At 41.0% G+C, this 24,096-nt stretch carries 17 protein-coding genes and 1 pseudogene; 6 read left to right on the top strand and 12 right to left on the bottom strand.

Annotated features, from left to right (window positions below):
- The 6 genes from QT327_RS06515 (at position 1) to dapA (ending at position 7,980) form a co-directional block, all read left to right on the top strand.
- Positions 1–651, top strand: a complete 651-nt coding sequence (locus tag QT327_RS06515; protein ID WP_130858337.1) for a lipoprotein signal peptidase — start codon at positions 1–3, stop codon at positions 649–651.
- Positions 652–803: 152 nt separating this feature from the next.
- A complete protein-coding gene (locus QT327_RS06520; protein ID WP_013663372.1) occupies positions 804–1,514 on the top strand; it encodes an SIMPL domain-containing protein in 711 nt (236 codons plus the stop codon).
- A 148-nt stretch (positions 1,515–1,662) separates the two neighbouring features.
- Positions 1,663–4,386: an aconitate hydratase AcnA gene (gene acnA, locus QT327_RS06525; protein WP_013663374.1), complete on the top strand. Its 2,724-nt coding sequence runs from the start codon at positions 1,663–1,665 to the stop codon at positions 4,384–4,386.
- A 226-nt stretch (positions 4,387–4,612) separates the two neighbouring features.
- Positions 4,613–4,774, top strand: a complete 162-nt coding sequence (locus tag QT327_RS06530; RefSeq protein ID WP_289552380.1) for a hypothetical protein — start codon at positions 4,613–4,615, stop codon at positions 4,772–4,774.
- Between the two features lie 215 nt (positions 4,775–4,989).
- Positions 4,990–7,008, top strand: coding sequence for an NAD-dependent DNA ligase LigA (gene ligA / locus QT327_RS06535; RefSeq protein ID WP_130858336.1), 2,019 nt, complete (start codon positions 4,990–4,992; stop codon positions 7,006–7,008).
- A gap of 66 nt (positions 7,009–7,074) precedes the next feature.
- Positions 7,075–7,980, top strand: a complete 906-nt coding sequence (gene dapA, locus QT327_RS06540; protein ID WP_130858335.1) for a 4-hydroxy-tetrahydrodipicolinate synthase — start codon at positions 7,075–7,077, stop codon at positions 7,978–7,980.
- A 97-nt stretch (positions 7,981–8,077) separates the two neighbouring features.
- On the opposite strand, the gene QT327_RS06545 is transcribed toward dapA, so the two are convergent.
- The 12 genes and pseudogenes from QT327_RS06545 to QT327_RS06600 form a co-directional block, all read right to left on the bottom strand.
- Positions 8,078–9,319, bottom strand: coding sequence for an aminotransferase class I/II-fold pyridoxal phosphate-dependent enzyme (locus QT327_RS06545; protein WP_149106254.1), 1,242 nt, complete (start codon positions 9,317–9,319; stop codon positions 8,078–8,080).
- A 318-nt stretch (positions 9,320–9,637) separates the two neighbouring features.
- On the bottom strand, positions 9,638–11,335 hold the full coding sequence (gene ftsZ, locus QT327_RS06550) for a cell division protein FtsZ (protein ID WP_130858333.1): 1,698 nt from the start codon (positions 11,333–11,335) through the stop codon (positions 9,638–9,640).
- Positions 11,336–11,591: 256 nt separating this feature from the next.
- The gene (gene ftsA / locus QT327_RS06555; protein ID WP_013663381.1) at positions 11,592–12,926 is read right to left on the bottom strand and encodes a cell division protein FtsA; all 1,335 of its coding nucleotides are present in this window, start codon (positions 12,924–12,926) and stop codon (positions 11,592–11,594) included.
- Between the two features lie 2 nt (positions 12,927–12,928).
- Positions 12,929–13,762 carry a cell division protein FtsQ/DivIB gene (locus QT327_RS06560; RefSeq protein WP_130858332.1) on the bottom strand — a complete coding sequence of 278 codons (834 nt, stop codon included), beginning with the start codon at positions 13,760–13,762 and terminating at the stop codon, positions 12,929–12,931.
- Positions 13,755–15,119 carry a UDP-N-acetylmuramate--L-alanine ligase gene (murC, locus tag QT327_RS06565; RefSeq protein WP_130858331.1) on the bottom strand — a complete coding sequence of 455 codons (1,365 nt, stop codon included), beginning with the start codon at positions 15,117–15,119 and terminating at the stop codon, positions 13,755–13,757. Before murC ends, QT327_RS06560 begins: the two co-directional genes overlap by 8 nt.
- Positions 15,120–15,140: 21 nt before the next feature.
- Positions 15,141–16,256 (bottom strand): undecaprenyldiphospho-muramoylpentapeptide beta-N-acetylglucosaminyltransferase, encoded by a 1,116-nt coding sequence (murG, locus tag QT327_RS06570; RefSeq protein WP_130858330.1) that lies wholly within the window; start codon positions 16,254–16,256, stop codon positions 15,141–15,143.
- 11 nt (positions 16,257–16,267) lie between these two features.
- Positions 16,268–17,461 (bottom strand): FtsW/RodA/SpoVE family cell cycle protein, encoded by a 1,194-nt coding sequence (locus QT327_RS06575; RefSeq protein ID WP_130858329.1) that lies wholly within the window; start codon positions 17,459–17,461, stop codon positions 16,268–16,270.
- A 30-nt stretch (positions 17,462–17,491) separates the two neighbouring features.
- The gene (murD, locus tag QT327_RS06580) at positions 17,492–18,865 is read right to left on the bottom strand and encodes a UDP-N-acetylmuramoyl-L-alanine--D-glutamate ligase (RefSeq protein WP_289552384.1); all 1,374 of its coding nucleotides are present in this window, start codon (positions 18,863–18,865) and stop codon (positions 17,492–17,494) included.
- Positions 18,866–18,872: 7 nt separating this feature from the next.
- A pseudogene (mraY, locus tag QT327_RS06585) lies at positions 18,873–20,116 on the bottom strand (phospho-N-acetylmuramoyl-pentapeptide-transferase).
- 23 nt (positions 20,117–20,139) lie between these two features.
- Entirely contained in the window at positions 20,140–21,603 is a 1,464-nt protein-coding gene (locus QT327_RS06590; RefSeq protein WP_149106255.1) for a UDP-N-acetylmuramoyl-L-alanyl-D-glutamate--2,6-diaminopimelate ligase, read from the bottom strand.
- Complete coding sequence (locus tag QT327_RS06595) at positions 21,600–23,681, bottom strand: PASTA domain-containing penicillin-binding protein (RefSeq protein WP_013663389.1); 2,082 nt, start codon at positions 23,679–23,681, stop codon at positions 21,600–21,602. The genes QT327_RS06590 and QT327_RS06595 overlap by 4 nt, the downstream gene beginning before the upstream one ends.
- The gene (locus tag QT327_RS06600; RefSeq protein WP_013663390.1) at positions 23,682–24,095 is read right to left on the bottom strand and encodes an FtsL-like putative cell division protein; all 414 of its coding nucleotides are present in this window, start codon (positions 24,093–24,095) and stop codon (positions 23,682–23,684) included.
- Between the last annotated feature and the right edge of the window lies 1 nt (position 24,096).

Raw genomic sequence — 24,096 nt, forward strand, 5'->3', positions numbered from 1 at the left:
ATGAAAGGATATACTAGACCGCTCTTCCTCGTATTAGTTGTTTTATTTTTAGATCAAGTTATCAAATTTTGGGTCAAGCTCAACATGACCTTGGGACAGGAATTTAAAATTGTCGGAAACCGGGCACTCATTCATTTTACTGAAAACAACGGTATGGCTTTCGGTATGGAATTTGGTGGCGAGAGCGGAAAATTAGCATTATCTGTGTTCCGTATATTGGCTGTATTGGGCATTGGATATGGATTGGTTTACATGATTAAACGTAAATATCACCGCGGACTCATTCTTTGTGTATCGTTAATTTTTGCCGGTGCTGTAGGAAATATCATTGACTCTACTTTCTATGGTATGATTTTTAGTGAAAGCACGTGGTATGAAAAAGCGGTTCTGTTTCCTGCTGGAGGTGGATATAGTAGTATTTTCCACGGAAAAGTAGTAGATATGTTTTATTTCCCTCTGTTGCAAGGGACTTTCCCATCATGGTTTCCGTTATGGTCAAATGAAGAATTTATCTTCTTCAGACCGGTTTTTAATTTAGCAGACTCTGCCATTTCAGTAGGCGTAATTATCATACTAATCTTCCAGAAACGTTATTTTAAGGAGGAAGTTCAAGAATCTGCAAGCTATCACAGCGAAGTTATAGAAGAATAAAATTCTAAAAAAATAACCTATTGTAGCATTTTCTTTTACAGTATCGTTTCATACACAAATATAAAACTTATAGCATAAGCAACCTGTTTGGGCCATAGTAATACGTGCAAAGCTCATGCAGGATTCATCACTTTTAAGAAAAAATTATGCAGATGAAAAAAATATTAGCAGCAGTATTGTTAGGAACAATCGCATTATCCGCTTCAGCACAAAATGTTGATACAAGAAGGAAGATAGAAGTTTATGGATCTGCTGAGGAGGAAGTAACCCCGGATATTATTTATGTGTCCATATCCTTAAAAGAGTATTTTAAGGATAATAACAACAAAAATAAGGTAGCAATTGATGAATTGGAAAAGCAGTTGTCAACTGCTGTAAAAAAAGCCGGAATAAAGGAAGAGGATTTCACTATAGAAAACATCTCAAGCTATAATTATATAGATCCCAAGAAGAAGAAAGATCCCGGTTTTTTAGCAAGCAAGCAATACAAAGTGAAAGTAGCTAATTTAAATGCAATCAATTCCATTCTTTCAAGCGTAGATGAAAAAGGAATTCAATCTACCGCTATTGCTGGGTATGACCATAGCAGGATGACCGAAATACGGAATGAGCTACGCATAAAAGCGGTAAAAAATGCGCGGGAGAAAGCAACCGTGTTAGCTCAAGCGTTAGGCGACAGCTTAGGAAAGGCCTTGGAAGTAAACGATAATAATACAGACGCAGGCAGTCCGCAGCCAGCTATGTACAGTGCAATGGCCATGCGCGGAAAAGCGGCAGATTATGCACAGGAGGAATCACTAGATATCGATTTTAAGAAAATTAAGATTAACTATCAATTTCGTGTTGTATTTGAACTAAAGTAATAAACACCGAATTATATTGATGAGCCAAGAGATTTTAAATCATCTCTTGGCTTTTCTTTTTATAAGTCATTTAAAATTCAGGAATGATGTAGTTAAAAACATTTTTAAGGAAAATGAAGTATTATAATAGTACTAAAACTAAACTAAAATGGACAAAAAAATAGCTTCACTTAGTCAATTGAGAAAGGAGGGAAAGCCTATAGAAAAACTTCCATTTTCTATTCGAATCCTATTGGAGAATGTTATACGCAATCATGATGGATTTTCTATTACCGATGAGCATTTAGAAACACTTATTCAGTGGAACCCCGCCGGTACTGACAAAGAGATCCCATTCAAACCTGCACGTGTGTTAATGCAGGATTTTACCGGCGTACCTGCAGTCGTAGATATTGCTTCAATTAGGGCTGAAGTAATACGAAAGGGGAAAGACGGAGATAAAATTAACCCGGCAATCCCGGTCGACCTGGTAATTGATCATTCTGTTCAAGTGGATTATTTCGGTACCGACTATGCTTATGAAAAAAATGTTGACTTAGAATATGAACGAAATGCAGAGCGTTATCAATTACTGAAATGGGCGCAAAAAGGATTAAATAACTTTACAGTAGTTCCTCCAGGAATGGGAATCTGTCATCAGGTAAATCTTGAATACTTGGCCAAGGGCGTTATTGACCGAGACGGCTGGTATTTCCCGGATACCTTGGTAGGCACAGACTCACATACTCCGATGGTCAACGGCATCGGTGTGTTGGGATGGGGTGTCGGTGGTATAGAAGCAGAAGCTGCGATGCTGGGGCAACCGATATATTTCACCTGCCCTCAAGTCATCGGATTAAAACTTACGGGAAAAATACCGGAGGGATGTACAGCTACCGATATGGTATTAGCTATTACCAAGCTGCTCCGAGATTATGGAGTTGTGGGAAAATTCGTAGAAGTGTTTGGAGAAGGCCTCGATAACTTAACGGTTACCGATCGGGCAACCATTTCCAATATGTCGCCCGAGTTCGGTTGTACCGTCACTTATTTCCCCATTGATCACCAGACACTTGATTATATGCAGCGGACAAATCGATCAGAGGACCACATTCGTTTGGTAGCGGATTATTGCAAGGAAAATCTATTATGGCGTACGGGGGAAGAAAAAATTCATTATACCGATATCCTTCATTTGGACCTGAATACTTTAGAACCTACAGTTGCCGGTCCAAAACGACCTCAGGACAAGATTCTGATCAAAGATCTATATCACAAGTTCGGTGCCTTGTTAGAAAAGGAATATAGTCGTACCTACGTTTCTTTCAAAGACAGGGAGGTTAATACCTGGCTGTCGGAAGGTGGATCCAGAACACAGTTCACGCCTACGAAACCCCATCCATCGCCGCAAACTACGATCAAAAGTGACCAACTGAAAACAGTAAGAATAATCGACAATAACCAAGAATATGAACTGAGTGACGGTTCCATCGTAATTGCTGCAATCACTAGCTGCACAAACACCTCCAACCCTGCGGTCATGATTGGTGCCGGCTTAGTCGCTCGAAAGGCCGTTGCTCGCGGCTTACGGACCAAATCATGGGTTAAAACAAGCTTGGCCCCTGGTTCCAAAGTAGTAACGGCTTATTTGGAGCGCTCAGGTTTATTAGAAGATCTTGAAGCCCTGCGATTTCATCACGTAGGCTATGGATGCACATCTTGCATCGGCAACAGTGGTCCGCTACCGCCCCACATTGCAGAAGCAGTTGATCAAGCGGAACTAGTGGTAGCCTCCATTCTAAGTGGCAACCGAAATTTTGAAGCACGCGTTCATCCTCAGGTAAAAATGAATTTCCTTGCTTCACCAATGCTCGTTGTTGTGTATGCACTTATCGGCAGAATCGATGTTGATATTTTAAATGACCCCATCGACACGGACCCGAATGGAGAACCCGTCTATTTAAAAGATATTTGGCCGACGCAAGAGGAAATTAATCAAGTCATTCTATCGTCACTTCAGCAGAGCGATTTTAAGAAAGTGTATGACGTAATCTTCGACGGAAATGAACAATGGCAAAATTTAATTGCACCTACCGGAAGCGATTATCAGTGGGACGAGCATTCTACTTATATACAGGAAGCTCCCTTCTTTAAAAACATTAGTAGCGAGCTTACACCATCAAGCGATATTAAAGAAGCGCGTGTACTGCTATATTTAGGTGATTCTGTAACGACCGATCATATCTCGCCTGCCGGTTCCTTCAAATCAGATACGGCCGCCGGCCAATATCTGGAAAACAAAGGCGTCGAGGTTAAGGATTTCAATTCTTACGGCTCTAGACGTGGTAACCATGAAGTGATGATGCGAGGAACATTTGCCAACGTACGCATCAAAAATAAAATTTCCGATAAAGAAGGTGGCTATACAACCTACTTTGGAACCAATGAAACACTTAACATTTATGATGCTGCCTCGCTTTATCAACGGGATTCTACACCACTTATTATCCTTGCCGGCAAAGAATACGGCAGCGGGTCATCACGGGACTGGGCAGCAAAAGGTACGAACCTACTCGGCGTTAAAGCGGTTATAGCGGAAAGTTTCGAACGCATACACCGCAGTAATCTGGTAGGTATGGGAGTAGCGCCATTGGAGTTTTTACCTGGAGAAAGTGCCGATACGCTGGGTTTAACCGGTAGGGAAACTTTTAATATCACCGGGATAGCCGATGATTTAGTACCGCACAAGCTGCTCGACGTACAAGCAAAAGACGAACAGGGACGAAATTTATCATTTAAAGTTAAAGCTCGATTTGATTCGGCTATTGAAATAGCTTACTACAAAAACGGCGGCATACTCCACTATGTTTTAAGAGATTTTTTAAAAAAATAAAACGAAGAAAGACAAGCATACAAATCTATCTTTCAGACTGTTAGCACGTTTTTGTAAAAATTTTCTCCAATTAAGCACAAAATAATATTAAATTTCATTTTTTATATTATTTTTCTTATATTTATGTTTTATAATCAATAAAGGCCTAAAAATCACGTTACGTGTTTTTACTTTTTATTAAAATCAAGGAGGGACTAGGAAAATGAAGAAATTATTTTTAGTGTTGATGGCAGCGATTTATTCTAACTTAGCATTAGCGAACCAGGTAGGTACGGACGAAGAGTATAGTACACCCAAAACCGTAGCTTATCTTGTTATTGGCGTTATCTTGGTAACAATTATTGCAACCGTGCTTTATAAGCGTCCTAAACGCAAATTTAATGAATAAGTAGTACCCTTGTGCAAGGGTACTACTCTAAAATTGATAGCAATTCATTTTTCCAACTCGATTTCCCGGTTTAAATAGGCAGCTACAATTTCTAATAAGGTGGCACGTTCAGATTCAAAGTATAGTTTCTCTCCCAAAAAATGCACCCGATCCTAAAAAACACCATTCCTATTTAAGATTGTCCTAGAGAACTAGAATTTTTATTAACTTCGCATATGCAAAGGAATGATGCATTAAGCCGCATTGAAGCGCTAACAAAAGAACTGAACGATCACAATTACAAATATTATGTACTCGCACAACCGAGTATATCTGACTTCGATTTTGACCAAAAGTTAGCTGAATTAGCTGCCTTGGAAAAGGACTATCCCGAGTTTTTAGACCCTGATTCACCAACGCAGAAAGTTGGCGGGGATATTACTAAACAATTCAAGACAGTCCGTCATAAGTGGCCTATGCTCTCTTTGAGTAATACCTATAGCGAGAAAGAGCTAAAAGACTTTGATGAACGGATCCGTAAGGTGCTGGGTGACGATTTTGAATATGTATGCGAGCTGAAATTTGACGGCCTATCTATCAGTTTAACTTACGAACAGGGCGTACTTACCAGGGGTGTCACAAGAGGTGACGGTACGCAAGGCGACGAAGTAACCAGCAATATAAAAACGATAAAAAGTGTTCCCAATAAAATTAAATCAGGCCACTTTCCGGATCTTTTTGAGATCAGAGGAGAGGTTTTTATGCATAGAGCGGCCTTTGAACGACTGAATAAGGAACGTCTGGAAAACGACGAAATTCCTTATGCCAATCCGCGTAATTTCGCAGCAGGCACCATCAAGCTGCAGGACTCCTCAGAAGTAGCTAAGCGTCCACTGGATTGCTTTCTTTATTTCTTATATATGGATAACCGCGATCGGTTATTCAAAACACATTGGGAGAGCCTGGAAGCCGTTAAATCGTGGGGCTTTCATGTTAGCGAACATACAAAGCTTTGCCGCACGATCGACGAGGTCTTACAGTTTATTTCCTATTGGGATGATGCTAGGCATAAGCTTTCTTACGATATTGACGGGATAGTGATTAAAGTAAACAGTTATGCACAACAGCACGAGCTCGGCTTTACCGCAAAGTCGCCGCGCTGGGCAATTGCTTATAAATATAAAGCTGAGGAAGTGGAGACCATCCTCAAATCCGTAAGCTATCAAGTAGGACGAACCGGTGCAGTAACACCCGTTGCAAATCTAGAACCCGTACAACTGTCCGGAACAACAGTAAAAAGAGCCACACTTCATAATGCCAATGAAATAACGAGACTCGATCTTCATGAGTTGGATACCGTCATGGTAGAGAAGGGCGGCGAAATTATTCCAAAAATCATTGGTGTAAACAAGGACAAACGCGTTCCTGACACGAAACAGATAGCCTACCCCACACACTGCCCGGTATGCAACACAGTGTTGATCCGCAAAGAGGGCGAAGCCGTACATTATTGTCCCAACGAATTGGGATGCCCTCCTCAAATAGTCGGGAAGATTCAACATTTCATCAGCAGAAAAGCAATGGATATTGAAGGGATGGGAAATGAAACAGTTGAAGTATTGTACAAAAAGGGATTACTGAAACAGATAAGCGATCTTTATCAATTACATCATCATAAAGAAGAACTTGAACAGATTGAACGCTTTGGTGAAAAATCGATCAACAATATGCTTCTTGGTATTCAGAAGTCGAAAGAGCGACCTTTTCAGAAAGTGCTGTTCGGTCTCGGAATCCGTTATGTAGGCGAAACTATTGCCAAGAAATTAGCGAATAGCTTTAAAAACATCGACAACCTCATTCAGGCGAGTGTAGAAGAGATTGCCGCTGTTGACGAAATAGGAGAGCGAATTGCCCAAAGCGTTAAGGAGTATTTCAGCAACACGCTTCACTTACATCAAGTTGAAATCCTAAAAGGCGAGAATCTACAGTTCGCTATTATTGAAGAAGAATTTCAATTGAACAGCAATAAGCTAGCCGACAAGTCTTTCGTGATATCAGGCGTATTCGAACACTATAGTAGAGAAGACCTCGGTAAAATCATTGTTCAAAATGGAGGCAAACTACTAAGCGGTATTAGCGCCAAGCTAAATTACCTCGTAGCCGGAGAAAATATGGGCCCGTCGAAACTCGCCAAAGCACAGAAATTTAATATCCCAATCATTTCAGAAGTGGAGTTAATAAAAATGATTCAGTAGCTTTGCAAAACGTACTTCACATAATGAATATAGAAGAAAGAATAATAAATCAAAACATAAAAAGGAATGAATAGCCTACATGGTGCCGGAGTGGCATTAGTAACCCCATTCAACAGTGATGGGAGTATCGACTTTGAGGGATTAGCTAATTTGATCGAGTATCAAATAGAAGGAGGTATGGACTATCTGGTTAGTATGGGTACAACCGGAGAAGTCGCTACATTGACAAAAGAAGAGAAGAAAAGTATTTTAGACTTCACTGCCGAGAAAGTTGCGGGACGCGTACCTTTGGTAGCCGGTTTCGGAGGAAATAACACCGCTGAATTGGTTGCGCAAATAAAGGACTTCAAAAATCCGGCTTATCAAGCTATTTTATCCGTAAGCCCCTATTATAATAAACCAACTCAAGAAGGAATTTATCAGCATTATAAGGCAATCGCACAAGCTACGGATCTTCCTATTATACTATATAATGTACCCGGCAGAACGGGAAGTATGATAAATGTCGATACCATTATTCGCTTAGCCAATGATTTTGACAATATCATTGGTGTAAAAGAAGCCTCCGCCAACTTTGAGCATTTTACACGTATTATGGCAAACAAGCCGGATAGCTTCTTATTGATTTCAGGCGACGATGCCCTTACCCTTCCCATGATGTCTTTGGGAGCTGTTGGCGTAATCACGGTAGTCGGGAATGCCTTCCCAAAGCAAACTCAGCGGCTAGTGAAATATTGCAATGAGTGGCACTATGAAGAAGCTCGCAAGCTTCATTATGAGCTACTAAACATCGATGACTTATGTTTCATTGAAGGGAACCCTGCAGGTGTCAAAGAGATGCTCCAGGAGCTCGGCGTATGCAAAAATTATGTACGGTTACCTTTAGTAAGTGTAAGTGAAGAAACAAAACGGAAAATTGCGCTGGCCGTTAATGATCTACAAGCTAAAACAAAGCTAGCAGAAGCAAACTAAGCAGTAATAACAATAAAGCTAAAGCTAAGACAATAATAAGAAAGCCTCCTAATATTCGATTAGAAGGCTTTTTTATCATAAAAGCAAGGTCGCGCGATTAGGCCGGCACAACTTGTTGTTCTCTATAGTGACCGTTGTTCAATTTCTCAGCGATTTCCGAGAAAGCGAAAATTGTTCGATTCACATCTTCAAGAGTATGCATTGCCGTCGGAATCAAGCGCAGTTCAATTTGTCCCTTCGGAATTACCGGATAAACAACAATAGAACAAAAAATACCGTAATTTTCTCTTAAGTCCATCGTTAATGCAGTCGCTTCTGATAGGTCGCCTTTCAGAAATACAGGCGTAACCATGGTATTCGTATGGCCTATATCAAATCCGTTATCTCTTAGGCCTTTCTGCAAGGATAAAGCTACTTCCCAAAGTTTTTCCCGAAGCACAGGCTGCCCCTTCAACAATTCTAAACGCTTCTGAAGGCCCACAACCATAGGCATAGGTAAAGATTTCGCAAAGGTCTGAGAACGCATATTATAGCGCAAGAAGGTTACAATTTCCTCATTAGCTGCCACAAAAGCACCAATACCGGCCATTGACTTGGCAAAAGTGCCGAAATAAATATCTACACCATCTACGCAATCCTGAGCCTCATGCGTTCCAGCTCCAGTTGGTCCCATAGTGCCGAAGCCATGGGCATCGTCTACTAACAATCTAAAATTAAACTCACTCTTTAACTCGTTGATCTCCTTTAATTTGCCTTGGGCACCCGACATACCAAATACACCTTCAGTAATAAGAAGAATGGCTCCACCTGTTTGTTCAACTATTTTGGTTGCACGCTCTAATTGCTTTCTACAACTTTCTACATCATTGTGTTGATAGACATATCGCTTGCCCATATGCAATCGAACGCCGTCTATAATGCAAGCATGCGACTCAGCATCATATACAATCACGTCATTTCTATCAACCAAGGCATCGATGATCGACACCATACCCTGATAGCCATAATTCAAAAGAAAAGCATCCTCCTTTCCCACAAAAGCGGCTAGATCTTGTTCCAACACTTCATGTTGATTTGAATTACCGGACATCATCCTTGCGCCCATCGGATAAGCCATACCATATAACTTTGCGGCTTCAGCATCTGTTGCGCGCACTTCCGGATGATTGGCCAAACCGAGATAATTGTTTAGGCTCCAAACAAGATGATCCTTCCCTCTAAATTTCATGTGTGGACCAATCTCACCTTCCAATTTGGGAAAAGAAAAATAACCATGAGACCACTTGTGATGTTGTCCGATTGGACCTAAATTTTTTGATATTTTATCGAATAAATCCAAAGTAAATACGTTTAATTTAATTAATACCTCTCAAAACCACAAATCCAACTTAGGTCTTTCGTAGAAAACGAATTGAAATGTATCCCGTTTACTTGCCTACCCACGGGTTAATCACTACTGTTCAGATTTCCTAAAAGCCACAATACGTGGTTATTAAATTGTTTACAAAGATAAAGTTTCACCTCAGAATTATCAACTTTCTAGTGAACCATATTCGAAATGAGTATAAAAACTTCTCTTTTATGCATTTATTTAAACAAAAAGGCCAGAAGAGTATACCACTCTTTCCGGCCTTTTTTTGATATCGTTTATAACAATTTAATCGACATTGTCATGAAGAAAAGAGTTGTTAGGTCTTATTTCAGTGATTCCATCTTCTGAAGAAAGTGTAAATCTTGAAACCTGTGACTCAGAAGAGTGAGGCACCTGATCTAAAGACCGCTGCTTCCTTCTATAGGCTGGCTCATTCTCTATCTCCTGTAGGCCATTGGTAGAACGCAGCTTCATACTTAAGTCTTTTAGACGTAATATACGCTCCTTTGTTTTTCGAAGTTGCTCCTCAATACTTTCGTCAGATTTATATTCATCAACTTGCTTGCTTACCGGGGTGCTCTCTGCTTTTGGTGCTTCATTAAAATCAACAGATTCCGGCGTTGAGGTGGCCGCTGGATCAGACACCTGTTGATTAGTATTCGCTTCGTTCGTAAAGAGAAATTCACTTTCGGAAACCTTCAATTGATATTCGTCAGCGGGCTTATTTTGCTCCGATACCGGCTCTTCCTCTACCAACGTGTGTCTGATAATCTCCTCTTTCTTCGGTGTTGCCACCTTATTATCAACCGGGTTCTGGCCAGATGGTCGTCCAAAGCCGCTAAATAAATCGGCCTGCGGCATCGCCGTCGGCTGTACCTTTGCCTGCACAGGCTCAGCTGGAGCTTTTTCTACAACCTCTTCTTTAGGCTTGTTAATAATTTGATTTACAGGCCTTACCAAAGGCACTTTCTCCTCCTCTAATGGAATTGCAATCCGTCGGTTGCTTTCCTCCTGTTTACGCTCCTCGGTAGTTTGGAAACCGGTTGCAATAATAGTAACCGACAGATCCTTATCCAAGGACTCGTCTAAACAATTACCCCAGATAATTTCTGCCGTGAAACCGGCTCGCTCCTGGATATAATCCGTAATGACCGAAATTTCGTCCATCGTAACCTCTTGCGTTCCGGAAGAAATATTCAACAAAATATAACGAGCACCCTCAATTTCACTATCCTTTAACAGAGGTGATGCCAAAGCACCTTCCACAGCTTTTTGCGCGCGATCATCGCCACTAGCTTTCGCATTCCCCATAATAGCCACGCCGCTATCATTCATCACCGTCCGAACATCCTTGAAATCGACATTGATATAACCGGGAATGGTGATAATTTCCGCGATACCCTTTGCCGCCGTTGTTAAAATATCATCTGCTTTGGCAAAAGCTGAACTCATCGTGAGATTACCAAAGATTTCCCTTAATCTATCATTGGATATAACCAAATATGAGTCGACATATTTCCGCAACTCGCCAAGCCCCTCTTCCGCTTGACTCCTCCGCCTCTTTCCCTCGAATGCAAAAGGGGTGGTAACAATTGCTACGGTTAAGATACCTAGCTCTTTAGCCGCTTTCGCAATAACAGGACTTGCACCGGTTCCGGTTCCGCCACCCATACCGGCAGTGATGAACAACATTTTGGTATTCACCCCTAGCATGCGTTTTATATCTTCGATACTTTCAATCGCAGAATTTTCACCTACATCAGGATCCGAACCAGCTCCCATCCCCTCTGTTAAACTGGCACCTAATTGTACTTTATTAGGTATAGGACTTAACTCTAATGCTTGTGCATCGGTATTGCAAATTATAAAGTCCACACCGCTAATACCCTGTCTGTACATGTGGTTAACTGCATTGCCACCACCTCCGCCAACACCTATTACCTTTATAATAGATGATTGTTCTTTAAGCATTTCAAATTTCATACGTGTATAATTTGTTCCTTAAAGGCTCTATGAAATGTATTTATTCCCTGCTCCTTTTCAAATCTGTAAAAGTATGCCGCGCCCTTTTCTTCCTGTTCATCTGCAAGTACGCGTACCCATACTGTCTTAATTTACTCTAAATGAGTGGTATCCTGATTTAATATTTACGTAACTTTCGCATTGTAATATTAATACTTTTTCCACAATTGTTTTCCACAATTGTTTATAATGTGGAAAAAAAACCGAGTGTTGAAAACTATTTAATATAGTCTGTATCTTCAATTTTATTATCATCGCTGATATAGCGAATAATCTTATCTAAGAAGCCAAATGTCTTCTTTCCTTCTTCCGCTATACCTTTGACAGCTTGGCTCTTTACCGGGTGCTCCACCTCATTATACTCAGCGGCCTCAATTCCCTTAATTAACAAGCCAATACCCGTTGCATAGAGTGGACTTTTCAGTTCATCATAAGTGTTCTTCGGCAGCACTTCATTTTTCGACAAATGTTCATTTGGCATACCGATACGACATTCCAAACCAGTCACGTATTCCACCAATTGAACTAGGTGTTTTAATTGCGCCCCTCCTCCTGTAATAACGATTCCACCGATAAGTTTACGCTCATATCCGGATGACTTTATTTCATAATAAACATGCTCTATAATTTCTTCCATCCGGGCTTGAATGATATAGGCTAAATTTTTAACCGAAATCTCTTTGTGTTCCCTTCCACGCAACCCCGGCACACAAATTATTTCATTTTCCCGGTTTTCTTCCGCTAATGCGGAACCGAATCTAACTTTTAACAATTCTGCCTGATTACGCAGAACCGAGCATCCTTGTTTGATATCTTCGGTTACAATATTCCCTCCCAAAGGAATAACGGCCGTGTGTCTAATAATACCTTCATGGAAAATCGCTACATCCGTAGTTCCGCCACCAATATCGACTAAAACAACACCTGCGTCCTTCTCTTCAGGGCTAAGCACAGCTTCGGAAGAGGCTAGCGGTTCCAGAATAAGCTCTTGCGCCTCTAAACTAGCATATTCAACACAACGCTTAATATTTCTTACCGCGCTGACATGGCCCGAAATAATATGAAAATTAGCTTCCATACGTCGACCGGCCATACCAATCGGGTCTTTTATACCTGGCTCATTATCAATTGTAAACTCTTGCGGTAGCACATGGATGATCTCCTCCCCCGGAGGAAGCACCAATTTATACATATCCTCTACCAGCTTCTCTATATCTTTCCTACCAATCTCATTATCATCTTTTCTTGTTAGAATACCCCGATGTTGAAGACTTTTGATATGTTGACCAGCAATACCAACATTTACAACTTTGATATCGACATTGGACTGCGCACTTGCTTCTTCGACAGCTTTAACAATACTTGTAACTGTTTTTTGAATATTGGCAACTACTCCACGGCTCACGCCCAGCGATTCTGCTTTACCAATGCCCAATACCTCTATCTTATTATGCTCGCTCCTCCGACCTACTGTTACGCAGATCTTTGTTGTACCAATATCTAGACCAACAACTATAGGAGCGTCCTTCGGATTAGTAGTTCGTTTTTCCATGTCTAATGCGTGTTAATATGCTGTTTATTATTTTTTTCCTTCTGTATAATACTATCTGCCTTCTCGCAAACAATTTGATTTGCAAATTTTAAATTCACGGTCTTGTAAGTTCCCCATCCTGCCTTCGGAATAATTTGCTTATAAAAGACCATTAACCTGTTAAATTTATTCGGCAACGAATCAGCGTTACCCAAAACGATCTTTTGGTTTCCTACTCTAGGCACAATTTCGATATCTTGTTCTTCATTTACATATAGCTGCTCCACCTGACTGTTCCATAACGAGTCCTTTCCTAAAAAATCAGCCACCTTGCATAAATCCTTTACGAGTGTGGAACGAACGGTATCTCTTTTTCCATCAAAACGTTCTGATACATTCCCATTTGCAACTATGATATGCGGTGCGTACAATTTAGATGTGGGAAATTTGACACCTTCTTTATCAATATAAAAATCATTTCCAACATTATTAATGATACGCATGATGGCCTCCCGTTGCTCAATTTTAACATGCACCATGCCGTCCATCTCGGTAAAAACCTTTACACTTTGAATAAAAGGATTTTGCGCTAACTTATTTTCTAACTCGTGTATCGGCACGTTTTTCAAAAGGTGTCCTGTCAGCGGACCTTCGCTTTCTTCGATAATGCCGAATACATCTTCCTGCGAAACAAAAGCCTGCGATCCGGGAACAATAATTTTAACTCCTTTACAGGCTATCTCATTCTTTTTGGTATTAATAAACCCCATCAGCACAAAAAAACCGGCTAAGGCTAACACCCAGGTGAATAAATAAGTCACCCGACGCCAATTGATCTTTTTGATGCTATTAAACATTTGTCAAAACCTCCTTTATTGGATTTACTAACAGATCAATATCACCTGCCCCAACAGTAAGCAGCACTGGCGGCCGTTCCCTTTTTATATAAGCCAACACATCCGATGCCGATTGCTTATACTTATGTGTTAACTGCACTTTACTCAATAACCAATCTGAATTCACTCCCTCGATAGGCTGCTCTCTGGCAGGGTATATATCCATTAATAACAAAACGTCTGCCAAGCCCAGCACCTCCGCAAATTCGTCGACGAAATCACGTGTACGTGTAAATAAATGGGGCTGAAAAACGCAGGTAATTTCCTTGTCACCATACAGTTCTTTCATAGCAGACAAACAAGCCCTCAACTCTTCCGGATGATGCGCATAATCGTCCACGTAAACCTGGTCTTCGCGATTTACAATGTATTCGAAACGACGCTTAACTCCTTTAAAGGAAGCAAGTGATCCGCTAATCGCCTCGTCGTCAATACCCAACAGCTTGGCAACGGTGATTGCTGCAACGGCGTTCTCAATATTATGTTTGCCAGCAATACCTAGCTTAATATCAAAAATGGATTTATTGTAACCCAGATAATCAAAATAAAAGCATTTATTCCTTATTTGGATATTTGTTGCGTATACGTCCGCCCTTTTTTCAACTGCATAACGAATATCTGTTGGCAAGTGCAAACCTTCCTTAATAATACGTTTGCCATCTTTGGCTACTTGATTTACAAAAAGCCGGAAAGATTCTAACATATGTTCTGAATCGCCATATATATCAAGATGATCAGGATCAGTCGCCGTCACCACCGCAATATTGGGATGCAGCGTAAGGAATGACCTGTCAAATTCGTCCGCCTCTACTACGAATAAATCAGAATCCGCAAGCAGTAAATTTGTATTATAATTAGCTGCAATCCCACCCAAAAATGCAGAACAAGGGCGCCCGCTACTTGTTAAAATATGCGCAATCATACTACTTGTCGTCGTTTTTCCATGGGTGCCCGCCACAGCTATCGTAAAATGCGACTCACTTATCTTTCCCAAGATTTCAGATCGTTTATACAAGCGATAGCCCAGCCGTTGAAAAAAAGCTACCAAATCCAAATCTTTTGGAACAGCAGGTGTATAAATCACTAAACTGCCCTCTCGATCTTCAACAAACGGTGGCGCAATCAGGTCTATGTTATCGCTATAAAAAACATTGATTCCTTCACTTGTCAATTGCCTTGTCAAAGAAGTTTCGGTCTTGTCATAGCCATAAACACGCATTCCTTTATGATGGAAGTAACGGGCGAGCGCACTCATACCGATACCGCCTATACCTATCAGGAACACTTGTTTTATCGCTGTCAATACCGTATTTTCCATTTGTCAACCTTTACGTGCCCGTTATTTGTTAAGTTTAATAAGTTCTAAAACCTCTTTCGCGATTACTTCATCAGCATCCACTTTTGCCAAATTTTTTATATTTGCTGATAAAACTTTACATTCTTCCTTATCCTTTATTAACGCAATCACTTCGTCCATTAATGTTTCCTGTGCCTTCAAATCTTCCACCATAATCGCTGCATTTTTCTTGATCAATGCCAGCGCATTTTTTGTTTGGTGATCTTCAGCGACATTTGGCGACGGCACCAGGATTGCCGGTTTTCCAACAGCACATAATTCAGCAATTGTGCCGGCCCCCGCCCGCGCAACGATTACGTCAGCTGCCGCATAAGCTAAGTCCATGCGGTGGAGAAAGGGCTTCAAACAAACATCCTCCAACCCATCGTCTTTGAGCACATCTTGCATTTTTTCATAATAGTAGCTTCCACACTGCCATATAATCTGCAAATTAGCCTTACGCATTTTTTGCAGACCGTTCAGTATACTTTCGTTTAGCGTTCGAGCACCCAAACTGCCGCCTGTTAGTAAAATCGTCTTCTTATCGTGATCTAAGCCCAACAATTCTTTCGCCTCAAACTCCTTCCCTACAATATCAACGGCATCACGTCGAATGGGGTTTCCCGTAATCAGCAATTTATCTTTGGGGAAAAAGCGATCCATCCCGTCAAAAGCCACACATATCTTTGATGCTTTCGCTCCTAATTTCTTGTTTGTTATGCCCGCATATGAATTTTGCTCTTGTATTAGATATGGAATATTCAGTCGACCGGCAGCATGCAATAAAGGTCCCGAGGCATAACCGCCCACACCGACGACTACATCCGGGCGGAAATTTCGGATAATAGCTCTTGCCCGCTGTATACTTTTCCACAATTTAAAAGGTAGGAGTATATTTTTAAGCAGCGACTGCCTATTGATACCTTGGATATCCAAACCGATAATCTTATAGCCAGCGGCAGGCACCTTATCCATCTCCATTCTCCCATTAGCACCAACGAATAGAATTTCAATAGACGGCTCCAGACGTCGCAACGCATTAGCAATGGCGATGGCAGGGAAAATATGTCCTCCTGTTCCTCCTCCACTAATAATCACACGTTTTGTCTTGCTTTCCATACCTTTTAAGTTTATGCCATTGCCGGAATTTCACCAACAATCACTTTGTCATTTGCCTTTTTACCCCTAGTTTCCTTTTCCTTTCCTTTTGACTTAAGTTCTTCAATATTTCGGCTTACACTCAAAATAATTCCGAATGCCACACTGGTAAACAAAATCGACGTCCCCCCCATACTCACCAAGGGTAAAGGCACACCTGTTACCGGCCCAAGCCCCACGGCCACAGCCATATTTCCAAAGGCTTGGATCGTTAAACTAAAACCTAAGCCCGCAGCCAATAAGGCGCCGAAGGCTTTCGGGCTCTGCGTAACGATACGTATACATCTATACATAAATACTAGATATAAAGCTGCCAAAACGACGCCTCCTACGGCACCATATTCTTCTATGATTATAGCAAAAATGAAATCAGAATAAGGGTGAGGTAACATATTACGCTGTGTACTATTTCCGGGGCCTTTACCAAACAGGCCACCGGTCGCAATTGCAATCTTGGCCTGATTAGCCTGAAACTCCTTATCCGGATCGGGTTCACCTTTGCCTAAAAACGTTTCTACACGGGATATATAGGTTTGTCGACGAGGGCCTAAGAGCACAACTAATGTAAGCAAGAAAACACCCGCTACGCTTACATAAGCTATTTGCTTAATACTGATGCGTCCGATAATAAGTAATAAAATACTCACCGCAAAGAGCATAATGGCCGTAGACATGTTTGCAATAGCAATCAGAATGATAACAATGCAAACTGACCCCATTATAGGCATAAATGCTCTCTTTACGTCTTTTATATTTTCCTGCTTTCGAGTTAACATCCTAGCCAAAAAGGTTATAAGCGCCAATTTAGCCATGTCGGATGTTTGGAACGTTTGGTTAATAACCGGAATGGTAACCCACCTGTTGGCATCATTCACTGATTCGGTAAACAATAGGGTATACAAAAGAAGCGGGATGGTAATGATCATCAAAATTTTTGAGATTCCCGCATAATACCTATAATCCAAAAGATGGGAAAAATACATCAGGATAAGGCCCGCAAAAATAAGCGTAAAATGTTTGATCAAGTATGTTTCAGTTCCTCGCCCCTCTTTATAAGCCAAAGTTCCTGTAGAGCTATAAACGGCCAATAAAGACCAAACGGATAATAATATGACTATTATCCAAATCCATTTGTCTCCTTTCAGTTTATTGAATATACGCTCCATAATTCGTTATTATAAAATAAATCAATTTATTCAAAGCTCACGCACAGCCGCTTTAAACTGATCGCCCCGGTCCTCATAATTTTTGAACAGGTCGAAACTGGCGCAAGCAGGTGACAACAACACCGTATCCCCTTTTTGTGCAATATGATAAGCAATCTGAACGGCCTCACTCATTGTTTGGGTATTCACAATTACATCCGTATCAGCTTCGAAAGCGTTATGAATATTACGATTATCTTTACCTAGGCAAACAATACCGCGCACTTTACTTTGCACCAATTCACGAAGCATACTATAGTCATTGCCCTTATCTACCCCTCCCATAATCAATACAATTTTCCCTGGTAAGCTCTCCAATGCGTACCATACAGAGTTTACGTTCGTTGCTTTTGAGTCGTTTATAAATTCTATCCCGGAAATTTTGGTTACATGCTCCAAACGATGCGGAATATTCACAAAGTCGCCCATACTCTCCCGAATCGACTCGTTCCGTAACTCCCAAACCTTGGCAACAATTCCAGAAGCCATATTATTGTAAACATTGTGTTTTCCCTGTAATGCTAAATCGTTAATAGACATGATAAATCTTTCCTGGTTAGGTAATGTTATTACTATTTCTTTTTCTTCATTCAAATAAGCCCCATATTGCACCTCTTCTGTCAAGCTAAAAGGATACATTGTTGCGTTAATTTCTTTCGCGGTCAGCGCTTTATTTGTTTCCGGATCATCTTTACAATAGATAAAGATGTCGTTCCCGCGTTGATTTCTAGTAATTCTAAATTTAGAATTAACATAGTTTTCCATTTTGTAATCGTAGCGGTCCAAATGATCGGGCGTTATATTCAACAGCACTGCAATATCAGCTCGAAAATCGTACATATCATCCAACATGAAGCTGCTAATTTCGAGCACATATACCTCATATTGTTCCGTAGCGACCTGTAGGGCGAAACTTTTCCCGATATTTCCCGCTAAGCCAACGTTGATACCCGCTTTTTGGAGGATATGGTACGTAAGCATCGTGGTTGTCGATTTGCCATTTGAGCCAGTGATACAAACGGTCTTCGCATCCGTATAACGTGCCGCAAATTCGATTTCTCCTATCACAGGAATCCTTTGTTTCCTTAAGGCTTGTACAATCCCTGCTTTTTCGGGTATGCCCGGGCTTTTAATGACTAAATCAGCGACTAGAATTTTATCGATCGAATGCCCCTTTTCTTCAAATGGAATGCGATGATGTTTTAGCTGACTCTTATATATCTCTTTGATTTCGCCTCCATCCGACACAAACACGTCAAAGCTCTGTTTCATTCCTAAAACAGCTGCACCAAAACCACTTTCCCCTGCTCCCAGAATTACTAGCAGTGGTTTCTTTTGACGTGTATGATGACTCCTATGCTCCATCTCGTTATTATCTCACTTTTAACGTTACAATTGTAATAACAGCTAATATGATTCCGACAATCCAGAATCGAGTAACGATCTTCGATTCATGATAGCCCTTCTTTTGGTAGTGATGATGTAACGGAGACATTAAGAAGATTCTTCTTCCTTCTCCGAATTTCTTTTTTGTATATTTAAAATACGATACCTGCATAATGACTGATACAAGTTCAATGAGGAAGATGCCACATAATACAGGTATGAGTAATTCTTTACGAATCATGATGGCAAAAGCAGCGATAACGCCACCAATAGCCAAGCTCCCGGTATCACCCATGAAGACTTGAGCAGGATAGGAATTATACCATAAAAACCCGACACAAGCCCCAACAAAGGCGCCCGCAAACACTACTAGCTCACCGGAATTGGGGATATACATGATATTTAAATAATCGGCAAAAATGCTATTACCCGACACGTAGGCCAAAATGGCTAATGTTGCACCTATGATAGCGGATGTACCTGTTGCCAAACCATCAATGCCGTCCGTAATATTAGCACCATTTGACACAGCGGTAATGATAAATACGACGAAAGCTAAAAAAACAAAAAAGCATATTTTCCATCCGGAACGCCAAAAACGCTTAATACCTTTCCATAATCAAACTCGTTATTCTTATAAAAAGGAATATTTGTTTTTGTAGATTTAACTTCTACGTTGTAATAGCTTTTCGTACCATCAAAGTTTTGCTGCATTTCAATATTCTCACCTTTTATTGGGCCATTCACTTTCTGTCTTGTCACAATAGACGGATGATCATGCATTGTCCAGGCAATAATAATTCCCAATCCTACCTGTCCAACCACCTTAAATTTTCCGGCGAGTCCCTCTTTATTCTTTCTAAATACTTTGATATAATCATCTATGAAACCAACGGTTCCCATCCAGACCGTAGCAATGATCATTAGAATAATATAAACGTTCTCTAACTTAGCAAACAGCAGCGTAGGTAAAAGAATACCGGCGATGATAATTAGCCCACCCATTGTAGGCGTACCTTGCTTCTGCGTCTCGCCTTCCAACCCTAAGCTTCTCACCGTTTCACCAACCTGTTTTTTCCGTAGCAGACCGATAAGCCGACCACCATAAACAGTAGTAATAATAAGGGACAATATAACGGTCATACCAAAGCGAAAGGAGATATACTGGAATACCCCGGCACCAGGTAAATTAAAATGATCATGTAAATATGTAAATAAATAATACAGCATCCCCTTTGGTATATTGTTTATTATTAGTCGTTTACCTCTTTAAAAAGATCCTTTAATATTGCTTTATCGTCAAAAGGTCTTTTTTCCCCCATAACTTCCTGATATTTTTCATGTCCCTTGCCCGCTATGAGAACAATGTCACCTGGTTGTGCAAGATGAACAGCTGCTTTGATGGCTTCATAGCGATCCGTGATGGAAAACACATGTCTTTTCTTATCGGCAGGTATCCCAGCTTCCATTTCGCGAATAATCTGTTGCGGATCTTCGCTTCTTGGGTTATCTGAGGTTAAAATCACCTTATCACTTAGGTTTGCGGCTACCGCCGCCATTTCGGGTCGCTTCGTCTTATCCCTATCTCCGCCGCACCCTAATACAGCTATTATTTGTTCCTTATTTTTTCGCAAATCTACAATCGTTCGCAAGACATTTTCCACCGCGTCAGGCGTATGCGCATAATCCACGATACCAATAACACCGTTACCCGAAACCAGCGTATCGAATCTACCTTCTGCTCCGGTTAATCTGCTTAAAATCGTTAACACTCGGGTCGTATCCTGTTCCAAAAGAATGGCAACACTATACACTGCCAACAAATTATAAGCATTGAACGCACCAACTAAACGTATCCATACTTCACGTGTATCGATTTGCATTAGCATACCATTGAAATGGCTTTCCACAATCCTCCCTTTAAAGTCGGCAATATTCTTTAAACCGTATGTCTTTTTGTAAGCGTCGGTATTCTGGAGCATGACGCTTCCATTTTTATCATCTATATTCACCAAGGCAAAAGCCGACTTAGGCAGCATATCGAAAAAAGCCTTTTTCGCTTTTAGATAGGCATCAAAAGTTTTGTGAAAATCCAAATGGTCATGCGTTAAGTTGGTAAAAACACCACCAACAAAGGACAAACCTGTAATTCGATGCTGTGCAACCGCATGCGAGCTAACCTCCATGAAGCAATAATCACAACCACTGTTTACCATCTCACATAAAAGCTCATTTAAGCTTATCGGATCAGGTGTGGTATGGGTTGATTCAATGACGCGCTCGTTCACCTTATTTTGTACAGTCGAAATAAGGCCAACTCTAAATCCGAGTTCAATAAATAATTTATATAGTAACGTCGCAACCGTCGTTTTTCCGTTCGTGCCGGTTACGCCCACTAACTTCAATTTGGCGGATGGGTTATCATAAAAGTTAGCAGCTATCAACCCTAGTGCAAAGCCTGCATTCTCAACTTGTATATAGGTAATGTGCCCACTAAGGTCTTGAGGTAGCTGCTCGCATACCACTATCTTAGCTCCCAGGGCAACTGCTTTATCTATGAATACATGACCATCGGTAAGAGTTCCCCTGACAGCAACGAAAAGATCACCATCTACCACCTGGCGGGAATCAAAACGTACCGCATGAACAGTCACATCCATGCTACCTATAACCTGTTTTATAGATACACCATTCAATATTTTCGATAGCGAAATCATTCTAACTCAATTGTAATAAATCCACCTTTATTTACCAGCTCTCCGGGGTTAACAGATTGCTTAACTACTCTACCTTTTCCCTTTACAAAGGTCTTTACTCCTATATTGCCTAATAGATACATGGCATCTTTAAGCCCCATCCCTTTCAAATCAGGGATTTTATCTTCCGGTAGATGATCATCCGATAACAACACTTTCGCCGTATCTTGTTTCAGGTGTTGTGTCGACTTTAACCCTAAAGCACCGAATACATATTGACTATCCTTCTGAAAGCCATATTTAATCGGCGGAGCAGCTGGTACGGAAGCCATTTGCAATTTCTTAAAATCATGATACATCCGACTGTCTCCTGCGTATACCTTTTCTGCAATTTCCTTAAAAACAGGCGCGGCAATCGTGGTTGCGTAGTACCCTCCCTTCCTTGGATTTTGTACAACGACAATCATCGAATATTTTGGGTTATCTGCCGGGAAATATCCTGCAAAAGACCCTTGATACCTTCTTTTGGTTTTATATCCGGCGGCTCCATCTGCCATTTGGGCTGTTCCGGTTTTACCCGCCATCTTAAAAAGAGAATTTTTTAGCTGTTTAGCGGTTCCTTCTTCAACGACCCCTTCCAACATTCCCCTCATTTTAGCAATCGTTTGGTCTGAAGCAATCTTCTCATTGATCACTCTTGCCTCAAACTTCTCTACAGTATTGCCTAAGCGCCGAATCTCTTTTACAAAAAGTGGGGCGATCATTTTACCATTATTTGCGACCGCATTGTATAACGTAAGCATTTGTAATGGCGTTATCTTTAGTTCATATCCATAAGCCATTTGAGGGAGCGTTAACCCGCTCCACGATCTGCTTTTAGGCGTTTTTATCAAAGGTTGCCCTTCTCCCGGTATTTGTAACCCGAGCGGCTCATTTAGATGCATTGCATAGAGTCTATCTGTAAAAGCAGACGGATTATCTTTATAATATTTATAGATTAATTTGGTGACCGCGGTATTAGATGAAACTTCAAAGGCGCGCTTTACTGAAATCTTGCCATCTCCTTTATGCGAATCCCGAATCGTATGCCTATAGACTCTAAATGTTCCATCTTCCGTATCTACAATATCGCTGGTATCAATCTTACCATCTTCAATCGCCGCCATGTAAGAGGCCAATTTAAACGTTGATCCGGGCTCAGAACTTTGCGCAATGGCATAGTTGAACTTTTCCTTATAAACACCTTCTTCCACCCTTGTGAAATTCGCTACAGCGCGCACCTCCCCAGTTGCTACTTCCATTAAAATCACACAGCCATTATCTGCGTCGCTGGCAATCAACTGTTTTTCGAGCGCCTTTTGTGCAATATCTTGCATATTGATATCAATAGTAGATATGATATCAGCTCCATCGGTTGGAGCTACTTCCGTATCCTCGTTGATAGGCATCCAGCTTCCGCCGGCAATTCGTTGTACCAGCCTGCTCCCACTAACGCCGTCCATATACTCAGCGTAGGCCCCCTCTAAACCAACGGGCTGCACGTTATCATTTTTATAACCTATTGTTCGGGCCGCCAAGGTTTTGAAAGGCAAAATCCTTTTGTTTTTTTGCTCCGCGATAAGCCCTCCTTTGTATTTCCCCAATTTAAATATGGGAAAAGAACGCACGGCTTTCATTTCCTGAAAGCTCACGTTTCTCTTCACCAAAAAATAACGGTTCTTATCCTTTCTGGCTTTACGCAATAAACGTCGATACTGTTCAACCGATTTATCCTGAAAGAAAGATGCCAAACGCGCAGCTAATGAATCAACTTTAGAATAAAAGACATCGTCTTCCAGAATACCTGGCGCCATCATATCCATGCGTACATCATATTCCGGTACCGATGTGGCAAGCAGACTTCCATCTACTGAAAAAATATTCCCTCTAGTGGCTTCTATGGTTTGATAGCGGGTAGACAAACTATCTGCCATTGCCTGCCAATGCGCTCCCTGTACAACCTGAAGGCTGAACATTTTATATAGTACAGCCACCGCAAAGAGAACCATAGCCCCGAAGGAGAGGTACACCCGCAACAATATGTCTGTTCTAATATTCATTTATTTATTAACAATATCTTCTTGCCCTAAAACGATTTTCTTTGGTGGCTCAACCAAAGCCTTCAGTCCGATCGTATCAACCTTCCTCGCCACTTCACTCTGTGTACTCTTAAGCATGAGATCGGCCTTTAGCGACTTATATTCCCAGCTCAAATACTTTACTTCTTTTGACAAGGTGTCGATTTCACGTACACTGTCTTCTGCAAAATGCCGATTGGCTATATATATAATAGCTAAAAGTGCCAAATAACCAATAAAAGGAACCGCCGCAACCGCCCTTGCCGCGGAAAAGCCTTTAGGTGTTAACAGCGATTTCAGAAAGTCCTTTGATTCATCTGCTTTCGCTTCTACATCATTTTGCAAGGCCTCTTGTTGCTCTTCACTTAATCCTTCATTTTTGTACCTGTTCAACATA

The organism is Olivibacter sp. 47 (genome assembly GCF_030372825.1).
GTDB lineage: Bacteria > Bacteroidota > Bacteroidia > Sphingobacteriales > Sphingobacteriaceae > Olivibacter > Olivibacter oleidegradans.